The organism is Pseudomonas sp. TWI923 (assembly GCF_039673365.1).
Taxonomy (GTDB): domain Bacteria; phylum Pseudomonadota; class Gammaproteobacteria; order Pseudomonadales; family Pseudomonadaceae; genus Aquipseudomonas; species Aquipseudomonas sichuanensis.
Map to the genome: position 1 here is coordinate 1 of NZ_JBDJLM010000114.1, position 9,590 is coordinate 9,590.

The window sequence follows — 9,590 nt, forward strand, 5'->3', positions numbered from 1 at the left end:
GTTTGGGGCAATCCTGACATCGTGGGAGCGGGCTTGCCCCGCGATACGTTTGGCCGCTTGTGCAACGCCTGGAGCAGATGCGGTGCTAGTTCAAGTACGGCTCATCTTCGATAACGATGTTGACGGCATACCAAAGGCCATCCGGCCCCTGGGCCAGATCGTAGCTGACCAGCTGGCCTTCACGGATTATCGCGGTGCCATCGCCCACCGCACTTTGCAAGAAAATAACCTCGCTTTCACTTGGCACAACTTGGCCCGTATCCACTTTTGCAACGGTAGCGGGGCCAGAATGCACAGCTTTTGTTGCCATGATCTTCACCTCCCATCGCAGCGGGTTGCGCAGAGCCACACATTGGCAAGTTACTCAGCCCTCACTTGTGCCGCCTGCATGCCCTTTTGCCCCTTCTCGGCAACATAGGTGACTTTCTGCCCTTCTTTCAGGGATTTGAAGCCATCCGACTCGATTGCCTTGAAATGCACGAACAGATCTTCCCCCCCGGCTTCTGGAGTAATGAATCCAAATCCTTTCTCGTCGTTGAACCACTTCACAGTCCCGCTTTCTCTATCCGACATGTTCTTCACCCTCGATAGCTGCTTATGCCTGGTGTACACAGGACACCGATGTCGAAACCAATCATCGGAGCCCCGTGGCAATCCCGCTACTAGCATTTTTATCAGGCGAGCAATGCCCGACCGCCGTATGACGCACTACCGCAGTTCCGCCAATGCGCCAGCAGCAAGAGCATGCGAGCGCTGCCGCGCCAGCGGATCATGAATACGGCAATCGATCATCAGTTCATCTGCCCCGGTCTGTTCGATCAGCGAGCGCAACCCTTCCCTCACCCGCTCCGGCCCACCGGCAATGGTGCAGGCCATCACCTGCTCCAGCACGGCCCGCTCATGGCCAGGCAGGCCTTCGACATACCCCTCTTGAGGTTTGGGCAACAGCCCGTAACGCCCCACATGCAGGTCAAGCATCCACTTGCGGTGCGAGCTGGCCAGGTAGTCGGCTTCGGCATCGCTGCCGGCGGCGAAGATATTCACACCCACCATCACATAGGGCCTGGCCAGTTGCGCCGAAGGTTTGAAGTTGGCGCGGTAATGGGCAATAGCCTGCAGCAGGTAGCGCGGCGCGAAGTGCGAAGCGAAGGCATAGGGCAAGCCAAGCCTGGCCGCTAGGTCGGCGCCGAACAGGCTGGAGCCGAGAATCCAGATCGGCACGTCATGCTGCCCGGGCACACCGCGCACCGGGCGCTGGCCGTTGTCGGCGAGGTAGTCGCGCAGCTCGCCGATATCGGTTTCAAAGTCGCGCTCGGGCGCCGCGCCGCGCAAGGCACGTACGGTCGGGCCGGAGGTACCGGGGGCACGACCCAGGCCCAGGTCGATGCGCCCGGGGTGCAGGGTATCGAGGGTGCCGAACTGCTCGGCCACCACCAGCGGTGCATGGTTGGGCAGCATGATGCCGCCAGCGCCGACGCGGATCTGCCGGGTGGCGTTGGCGACTTCGTTGATCACCAGCGACGTGGCGGCAGAACCGATGCCGGGCATGTCGTGGTGTTCGGCGATCCAGTAGCGGCGGTAGCCGTGCTGTTCGACGTGGCGGGCAAGCTGGCGGGTTTCTTCGATCGCGTCGGCGTAGGTCTTGCCTTCGCCGATCATGACCAGGTCCAGTACGGACAGGGCTGTCATGGGAGCTCCACAGAGATTTTGCGTGACAGCAGAGTGTCCGGGGTGGGTGGCGCGGGATAAAGCCGGGTGGCGGCCCAGGACTGGGGCCCTGGATTCCCCAAAGGCTACGCGCTTGCTGTGTAGGAGCGGCCTTGTGTCGCGAAAGGGGTGCGCAGCAGCCCCAACAATCTTGAGGTGAATCTACGATCCTGGGGGCGCTTCGCACCCCTTTCGCGACACAAGGCCGCTCCTACAGGGCCTCCCAGGGCACCCCGGCCTGCCAGCTTTCGACCAGCAGATCGATGAACCCGCGCACCCGCGGCGACAGGTGCCGCTTGCTGGGGTAGACGATGCGGATCGGGTCGGCCGGCGGGCGATAGTCGTGCAGCACTTCGACCAGCGTCCCGGCGCGCAGGTCATCGCCGGTGATGTAAGTGGGCAGGTGAATCAGCCCGAACCCGGCTCGCGCGCCATCGAGCATCGCCTCGGAGCTGTCGATGTTCAGCCGCCCCGGCTCCTCGCACAGGTGCAGCCCGGCGTCGGTGCGAAAACGCCACGGGCTGGACTTTTCACCGGCCAGGAAGGCGATCTTGTCATGCCCGTACAAATCAGCCGGCACCTGTGGCGTGCCGTGGCGCTGCAGGTAGTCGGGCGAGGCACAAGTGACGAACTGCTGCCAGGCCACGGTGCGCGTCAGCAGCTGCGAATCCTCTTTCGGCGCGCCGATGCGCACCGCCACGTCGACGCCCTCCTCGACCAGGTCGACGAAGCGGTCGGTAAAGCGGATATCGGCGCGCAGCTCGGGCCACAGCTTGAGGTAGCGGTCGAGGATCGGCAGCACATGGCGCTGGCCGAACGACAATGGCGCGGTCAGGCGCAAAGTGCCGGTAGGCTGGCCCCGGCGCTGGGCCATGGTCGACTCGACTTCATCGAGGTCGTCGAGGATCTGCCGCCAGCGCTCGAAGGCCACCAGCCCCTCGTCGGTCAGGCTCAGCTTGCGCGTGGTGCGGTTGAGCAGCCGCACCGCCATGCGTGCTTCCAGCCGGGCGATGCTCTTGCCCACCGCCGAGCGGGTCAGGCCCAGGCTGGCGGCGGCAGCGGTGAAACTGCCGGCCTTCACGGCGCTGACGAAGGCGGCGATATCGCCGAAGCGGTTGGGTTCCATGCTGTATTCCCGAACAAGACAAGCCAGCTAAATGGGTGCGCAACCGCAGATTGCAAGGCCGCCGCCCTCAGCGCCCGGCCTCGGCGGCATGCCCCAGCGATTGGCTGGCCCAGGCCGCCAGCGGCAAGGGTGGCTGCTGGTCGAGGATGCGCCGCCAGATCAGGCTCAGCTTGGCGCCATCGAACAGCGAAGCCGCACCGCCGCCGATCCAGCCCCTGGGCTGAATCACCTGCCATTGGCCGGCGGCGTCACGCTGGGCCATCTGGAAGCGGAAACTGTAGTTGCCTGGCACCCCCATGCGCAGATCGGTGACCACCAGCGCGTCACCGACCACGTCGTAACGCAGCCAGTCGCCAGTGAACCAGCGCAGGCGTTCGTGCAGCGGCACGCTGGTCAGCACCTTGCCGGCCTCGAGGTTGCGCGGCTGGCGCAGCATCTCGGGCGGCTCACGGTCGAACAGGCTACTGACGCCCTCGTAGTAATCGCCATCCGGGGTTTTCGCCAACATCCGCCAGACCAGGCTGTTGAAGGCCATCGGCACGGCGCGTACCTCGCTGGCAACGATGCCCTGCTGCGCCAATGCCTGGCTGAAGCGCTGCTCGGCGACCATGCGCCCGGCCAGGCCAAAGCCCAGGTAAACCGTGCTGAACGCCAACGCCAGGGACAGCACGCCGACCGCCCTGCCCTGCAGGCCCTTGAACGCTGCGTACAGCACCGCCAGCAACAACGGCACGGTGTACACCGGGTCGATGATGAACACCGCTGCCCAGCTTTGCGGTGTGGGCTGCAAGGGCCAGAGCAACTGGGTGCCATACACCGTGAACGCATCGAGGATCGGGTGGGTGACCAGCACCAGCCAGAACGCCAGGAACAACCGCGGCCAGCGGTAGCCCTTGTACGGCCAGTAGCGCTGCCCCAGCCAGGCGACCGTCCAGGCCATCAACAGCGCAAGCCCGGTAAGGACGAACAGCGAATGGGAAAAGCCTCGGTGGAAGGTCATCTGCGACACCGGGTCGGCGTAGCGGATCAGCACGTCGAGGTCCGGCAAGGTGGCCAGGGCGGCGCCGTAAAACAGTGAACGGCGACCTTGAATACGGCCCAGCACAGCGCCTTGCAGGGCGGCGCCGAGTACAGCTTGCGTCAGTGAATCCAATGCACATCTCCATGAAAAACGCGGCGCAGCATTCAGTCTGCGGGTAACAATTGCAAGCCCAGGTACAGGCTGAGCATCCCTTCAAGGCGCAGCGGATCGACTTCGCCCAGCTCGGCGATGCGCTCCAGCCGATAGCGCAGGCTGTTGCGGTGAATCCCTAAGGCATCGGCGCAGGCCTGGCTCTGCCCATCATGGGCGCACCAGGCGCGCAGCGTGGCCAGCAGCTGGCCGCTGGCATCCTTGGCGCGCACGCGCAGCAAGGGCTCGAGCAGTTCGTCCAGGGCATCGTCATTGCGGTGGCGCCAGAGCAGCGCCGGCAGGCGGTAGCGGGCCAGCGACAGCAGGCGCTCGCCTGGCAGCACTTCGCGCCCGTAGGCCAGCAGGTCGCGCACTCGCCGGTAGCCGCGGCGCAGCTGCTCCAGGCTTTGCGCCGGGCTACCCAGGGCCAGGCGTTCGACCACCCAGCCATGGCGATGCAGGCGCTCAAGCAAGCGCGGCTCGTCCAACGCCACGTTGGCCGGGCGGCACCATAGCAGCGATTGGCGCGCGGGGCTCACACACCAGCTGTCTGGATAGCGGCTCATCAGCCAGGCCGACAAGGCTTCGGCCGGGGGCCCGGCCTGCAGCTCGAACAGGCAGGGAATGCGTGGCAGGTTGGGTTTGAGCCCGAGCTGCTGGGCCTCATCGACCAGCCGGGGGGATTCGCCGCTGCCGCCGAGCAGCAGGGCCAGCAGGTCGTCGCAACGCTGGCGGCGCCATTGCTGCTCCACCTGCAAATGGCGCTGGGCCAGGAGCATTTCGGCGGTCATGCGCACCAGCTCGGCGTAGGTGCGCAGTTGCTGCGGGTCGCCGGTCAGGCCGAGCACGCCGATCAGCCGGTCATCGAGCATCAGCGGCAGGTTGACCCCGGGCTGCACACCCTTCAGGCACTTCGCGGCGTCCACGTCGAGCTCGACGATCCGCCCGTTGGCCAGCACCAGCTGGGCGCCTTCGTGGCGGGTGTTGATGCGTTCCGGCTCGCCGCTGCCGAGGATCAGCCCCTGGCTGTCCATCACGTTGACGTTGCACGGCAGGATGGCCATCGCCCGGTCGACGATGTCCTGGGCCAGGTCGTGGTCCAGTTCGAACATGAGCAGGTCCTTAAGGTTGCCTGGGGTTGGTCGGCGGCACAGCAGGCTGTGGCTGGGGCTGTGCAAAAGCACAAAGACAGTGGCGCTACACTCCCCGAGACTCGTCAGGGCGAGCGCCGAAACAGGCGACGCGGTGACAACCATAACAAAAGAGAACCCGATCATGGCACACAGCCCCGCCCCTGACCAAGGCAACGACGTCACCCGCAACGCGCTGTACCGGCGCATCACCCTGCGGCTGATTCCGTTCATTTTCATCTGCTACCTGTTCAACTACCTGGACCGCGTCAACGTCGGCTTCGCCAAGCTGCAGATGCTCGACGCGCTCAAATTCAGCGAAACCGTATACGGCCTAGGCGCCGGTATCTTCTTCATCGGCTACGTGCTGTGCGGCCTGCCCAGCAACCTGGCGCTCAACCGCTTCGGCCCGCGGCGCTGGATCGCGCTGATGATGATCGCCTGGGGCAGCCTGAGTACCTGCCTGCTGTTCGTCACCACCCCCACCGAGTTCTATGCCTTGCGCCTGCTCACCGGCGCCGCCGAGGCGGGCTTCTTCCCCGGCGTGGTGCTGTACCTTTCGCGCTGGTTCCCGGCGGCGCGCCGGGGCCGGATCATGGCCCTGTTCATGTCGGCGATCCCGGTGTCCGGCCTGCTGGGCGGGCCGTTCTCCGGCTGGATCCTGCAGCACTTCGCTGCGGGCCAGGGTGGCCTGGCCGGTTGGCAGTGGATGTTCCTGATCCAGGGCCTGCCGACCGTGGCACTGGGTGCGCTGGCCATCGTGCTGCTGAGCGACGGCTACCAGAAAGCCCCTTGGCTGAGCCCGGCAGAACGCCAGCTGATCGAGGCAGACCTGGCAGCCGATGCCGCGAGCAAGCCGGCCACCAGCGGTGACGGCGTGCTCGCCGTGCTGACCAACCCGTTGATCTGGACCTTCGGCTTCGTCTACTTCTGCATCCAGAGCGGCGTGTATGCCATCAACTTCTGGCTGCCGTCGATCATCAAGAACATGGGCTTCGACAACCCGCTGCTGATCGGCTGGCTGAGCGCCATTCCGTACCTGCTGGCCGGGGTGTTCATGATTCTGGTGGGCCGCTCGGCAGACCTGCGTAACGAGCGGCGCTGGCATTTGGTCGTGCCGATGCTGATGGGCGCCCTGGGCCTGCTGATCGCGGTCAACTTCGCCGCCCAGCCGACCATTGCCATCCTCGGCCTGTCGATCGCCACCATGGGTGCGCTGACCGGCCTGCCGATGTTCTGGCCGATGCCGACCGCGCTGCTCAGCGCCGGCACCGCCGTGGCGGGGTTGGCGGTGATCAACTCGGTCGGGCAGATGGCGGGCTTCCTCAGCCCGTACCTGGTGGGGTTCATCAAGGACCAGACCGGGTCGACCGATGCGGCGCTGTATGCCCTGGCAGGCTTGATCGTACTGGGTAGCCTGGTGGCGCTGCGGGTTTCGCGCTCGGGTAATCCCGCGTTCGCCCGCGCTCGTTAGCAAACCCGCTCCCACATGTACTGCATAACAGCTGTAGGAGCGGCCTCGTGTCGCGAAAGGGCTGCGCAGCAGCCCCGGCGATTTTTGTTGCGTAGCTGAAAACTGGGGCCGCTTCGCGACCCTTTCGCGACACAAGGCCGCTCCTACAAAGGCAGTTGCTCCCACGCTCTTGGATCACAGGACTCCAGCGTGGGAGCGGGCTTGCCCCGCGATGCTTTCAATGCCGGGCCTGCGCTTTCCAGCCTGCCTCATGCAAGGCAGTCAGCAGTGTGTCGCCATCGAGCCCCGGCACCACCGCCCCGCCCTTGCCGACCATCGCCCTCCCCGCCAGCAGCGCATTGACAATCGCCTCCTCCACCGCCTCCGCCGCCGCCATGAACAGCGCCGAGATATGGTCGTTGTTGAGCATGCGCACCTGCGTGCACTGGGCCAGGTCCTTGCGCCCGTAGTCAGCCGGCGGCAGGCCCTGATTACCGGTGGAGAATGCCAGGAAGATATCGCCACTGGAGTCCTCGGTACCGCCACCGGTGCGGGCAATCCCGATCGACGCCCGTTGCGCCAGCCGCTGGCATTGGTGCGGCAGCAACGGCGCATCGGTGGCGATCACCACCACAATCGAGCCCATGCCCGGCGTGCCCTGTTCACGCTCGGCGAAGGGCGACGGCAGGTGCCCGAACTGGCGACCGACCGGGTAGCCATCGATGCGCAACTCCTGGCGCTGGCCGTGGTTGGCCTGCACCAACGCCCCGACCGTCCAGCCGCCCTGCTGCGCTGGCAACTGCCGCGAGGCGGTGCCGATACCGCCCTTGAACTCGTGGCAGATCATCCCGGTGCCGCCGCCCACCGGGCCTTCGGTAACCGCGCCGGGGGTAGCGTTGTCCAGCGCCTGGCGCACCTGCAACGGGGTCACGTGCTGGCCCCAGATATCGTTGAGCAGCCCGTCGTAGGTTTCCATCACCACCGGCATGCACCAGTACACGGCGTCATCCGCCAGGCGCTCACGCTCGGCAGCGATCAGTGCATCGCGCACCACGCCAACGCTGTGGGTGTTGGTAATGGCGATCGGCGTGGTCAAAAGGCCCGCCTCGCGGATCCACTCAAGGCCGGTGGCATCGCCATTGCCGTTGAGCACATGACAGCCGGCAAAGCACGGCGCCAGGCGCGCGGCACCGGGGCGCGGCTCGATCACGGTCACCCCGGTGCGGATCGGCGCCGGGCGTTGTTCATCCAGCAGGGTGCTGTGGCCAACCCGCACGCCCGGCACATCGGTGATGGCATTGAACGGGCCCGGGGTGCCGTGGCCGAGGGTAATGCCCAATTGACGCGCACGCATGTCTACTCCTTGGATGCTCACAATTTCTGGAAGGTCGGGCTGAGCCGGCCGTGGGTGCTGTAGAGGATGACCGACACCGCCAGCAGCCCGAACAGGATCAGCAGGTCGCGCAGCGAGGCCTGTTGCAGCAGGGTCACCAGCAGCCAGCCGGCGCCGCTGACGGCCAGCAGCGCCGGCAAGGGCCACAGCGGCATGCGGTACGGGTGTTCGCGGTCGCGGCGCAGTACCCGGCTGCATAGGGCGCAAGCGGCCACTACCAGGTAGATCAGCAGCAGCAACAGCACGGTGAACGAGGTCAGCTCTTCGAGGCTGCCGGACAGGCTCAGCAAGGCCGAGGGGATGGCCAGGAACAGCGTGGCCAGCCACGGCGATTCCCAGCGCGGGTGGATCACGGTGAAGGCGCGGTTGAGGGCCGGTGTCCAGATGGCATCGCGGCCACTGCTGTACACCACCCGGCCAACCTGGATGACGATGGCGACGATGGCATTGAACACCGACAGGAAGATCCCGGCGCTGACCAGCCGTGCGAGGGTTTGGTTGCCATGGGTGGTCAGCAGGTAGCCGATCGGGTCGCCGCTGGCCAGCATCGCGTCAAGCGACGGCGCACCGATCAGCAGGGCGGCCAGCGGGATGACTTCGATGGCCACCACCACGACCAGCGACCACAGCACCGCCCGGTGCACGGTGCGCCCGCCGTCCTTCATGTCTTCGGCCAGCAGCACCGCGCCGCCGTAGCCGTTGAAGGCGAACAACGCCATGCCTACCGCCCCCAGCACCAGCGCCCAGGGAGCGGTCACCAGGGCCCCCTGCTCCAGCACTTGCGGCTGCAGCAGGCTGGCCGCCGGCTGGCTGGCATTGCCGAAACCCAGTGCGACGATCACCAGCAATGCGGCCACCTCGCAGATCAGGAACAGCCCGGTGATCCAGGCATTGAGGCGGATATTGAGAATGCCCAGGGCATAGCTGGCGACCACAATCACCAGGGCCACGCTCTGGGTATCGAAGCCTGTGCCCAAGGCGTTATTGAGGTAGGTGGCGGCACCGGCCGCCAGCACCGGCGGGATGAACAGCATCGAGGCCAGCACGGTGAGGAAGGTGGCATAGCCTGCCAGCCCGCCGAACACCCGCTTGGCGTACACGTACTCACCGCCGGCGGTGCTGTGGGCGCGGCCCAGCTCGGCGTAGCACCAGGCGAACATCAGCGCCAGCAGCGCCGCCATGAGAAAGGACAGGAACGCGCCGCTGCCGGCTTGCTGGATGGCGAACGGGGCGATGACGAACACGGAACTGGCTGGGGTGACCGCCGAAACGGTGATGGCGACCACATCGGGCATACCCAGGCGCTGCTTGAGTGCGCTCGCGGGCACTTCGCTGGAGCTCATGGCGTTTTTCCTCTGATTGTTATTGGTAGTGAGGGCAAAACAGGGTCGTGCGGCCGCTGGACCTGGCTGGACTGTAGGCGGGTGGGCGCTGGGCGCCAATTACCCTATGGGGGTACGCCCCTTGACTGGATGACAGAAAAATTCCAAGACTGCGTAGCCCTTTTTCCAGCAACGCCGCCAACTGCCTGTAGGAGCGGGGGGGGGTGGGGGCTCGGGGGGGCGAGGGGGCGCGGGGGGGGGGGGGGGGAGAGGGGGGAAGGGGGGCGC

Annotated in this window: 9 protein-coding genes; 1 reads left to right on the forward strand and 8 read right to left on the reverse strand. The window is 66.0% G+C overall.

Translation table 11 applies throughout. The features are described 5' to 3' along the window. Positions 1–85: 85 nt before the first annotated feature. The 6 genes from ABE459_RS24600 to ABE459_RS24625 form a co-directional block, all read right to left on the reverse strand. On the reverse strand, positions 86–310 hold the full coding sequence (locus ABE459_RS24600) for a hypothetical protein (RefSeq protein ID WP_323830954.1): 225 nt from the start codon (positions 308–310) through the stop codon (positions 86–88). A 50-nt stretch (positions 311–360) separates the two neighbouring features. Then, on the reverse strand, positions 361–573 hold the full coding sequence (locus ABE459_RS24605) for a cold-shock protein (RefSeq protein ID WP_323830953.1): 213 nt from the start codon (positions 571–573) through the stop codon (positions 361–363). Between the two features lie 135 nt (positions 574–708). Continuing rightward, positions 709–1,689, reverse strand: a complete 981-nt coding sequence (locus ABE459_RS24610) for an LLM class flavin-dependent oxidoreductase (RefSeq protein ID WP_323830952.1) — start codon at positions 1,687–1,689, stop codon at positions 709–711. A gap of 229 nt (positions 1,690–1,918) precedes the next feature. Beyond that, positions 1,919–2,833: a LysR family transcriptional regulator gene (locus tag ABE459_RS24615; protein ID WP_125463980.1), complete on the reverse strand. Its 915-nt coding sequence runs from the start codon at positions 2,831–2,833 to the stop codon at positions 1,919–1,921. A 67-nt stretch (positions 2,834–2,900) separates the two neighbouring features. Beyond that, positions 2,901–3,986 (reverse strand): metal-dependent hydrolase, encoded by a 1,086-nt coding sequence (locus ABE459_RS24620; RefSeq protein WP_323830951.1) that lies wholly within the window; start codon positions 3,984–3,986, stop codon positions 2,901–2,903. 32 nt (positions 3,987–4,018) lie between these two features. Continuing rightward, entirely contained in the window at positions 4,019–5,116 is a 1,098-nt protein-coding gene (locus tag ABE459_RS24625; RefSeq protein ID WP_323830950.1) for a sugar diacid recognition domain-containing protein, read from the reverse strand. Between the two features lie 163 nt (positions 5,117–5,279). On the opposite strand from ABE459_RS24625, the gene ABE459_RS24630 reads away from it, so the two are divergent. Then, positions 5,280–6,608 carry an MFS transporter gene (locus ABE459_RS24630; RefSeq protein ID WP_125463977.1) on the forward strand — a complete coding sequence of 443 codons (1,329 nt, stop codon included), beginning with the start codon at positions 5,280–5,282 and terminating at the stop codon, positions 6,606–6,608. A 217-nt stretch (positions 6,609–6,825) separates the two neighbouring features. Here the strand turns inward: ABE459_RS24630 and ABE459_RS24635 are convergent, their stop codons facing one another. Both ABE459_RS24635 and ABE459_RS24640 read right to left on the reverse strand, forming a co-directional pair. Then, positions 6,826–7,941, reverse strand: a complete 1,116-nt coding sequence (locus tag ABE459_RS24635; protein WP_323830949.1) for a P1 family peptidase — start codon at positions 7,939–7,941, stop codon at positions 6,826–6,828. Between the two features lie 17 nt (positions 7,942–7,958). Continuing rightward, positions 7,959–9,323: an APC family permease gene (locus ABE459_RS24640; RefSeq protein WP_323830948.1), complete on the reverse strand. Its 1,365-nt coding sequence runs from the start codon at positions 9,321–9,323 to the stop codon at positions 7,959–7,961. Between the last annotated feature and the right edge of the window lie 267 nt (positions 9,324–9,590).